Annotated in this window: 2 protein-coding genes; one reads left to right on the top strand and one right to left on the bottom strand. The window is 55.4% G+C overall.

Translation table 11 applies throughout. The annotated features are described in order from the left end of the window. Positions 1–216, bottom strand: a 216-nt coding sequence (locus tag A3722_RS24920) for a hypothetical protein (protein ID WP_236627454.1), incomplete at its 3' end; no start/stop codon positions are given. Here A3722_RS24920 and A3722_RS25345 point away from each other — a divergent pair. Next, the coding region (locus tag A3722_RS25345; RefSeq protein WP_443068785.1) for a lysozyme inhibitor LprI family protein at positions 116–489 on the top strand (374 nt) is incomplete at its 3' end. The two genes, A3722_RS24920 and A3722_RS25345, sit on opposite strands and share 101 nt — an antisense overlap.

Here is a 489-nt window from a genome sequence, read left to right as displayed (position 1 = left end):
CATAGAGACCCCCCGCACAAGAGCGTCTGGACCTGCAACTTGCAGCAAGCCTGTGATGCGCGGTGATTGGACGTCTTCAACTTGCAACCCGAAAAATGTATCACCGGCACGGCATATCGCCTCGCCCTCCCAGGTACCTGCAATACTCCCCGGAGCAGCAACGTCGATCTCGCTGCTCGATGGTCCATCAACATCTATTGCGGCTTGGCCAGTCACGACTTTCCCTGAACTCACGATTTGCTCTTCTGCGCGTCTTGCCGAGCTAGATCAAGCTATAGCGTCGCTATATTCTTCGGCGAAGGCGCGTCTCGCGTCCGGAGATCGGCAAACGCTACTTATAACGCAGCGCTCATGGCTTTCTAAGCGTGATAGATGCCAAGCCGATAGCATGTGCCTTGAGCATGCAATGGAACACCGCCTCGCTGTACTCGGCAACGTGGTGAGTTCAGGGAAAGTCGTGACTGGCCAAGCCGCAATAGATGTTGATGG

Source organism: Sulfitobacter sp. HI0027, assembly GCF_001634775.1.
Lineage (GTDB): Bacteria > Pseudomonadota > Alphaproteobacteria > Rhodobacterales > Rhodobacteraceae > Sulfitobacter.
This window is presented reverse-complemented; position numbering and strand designations above follow the sequence as displayed.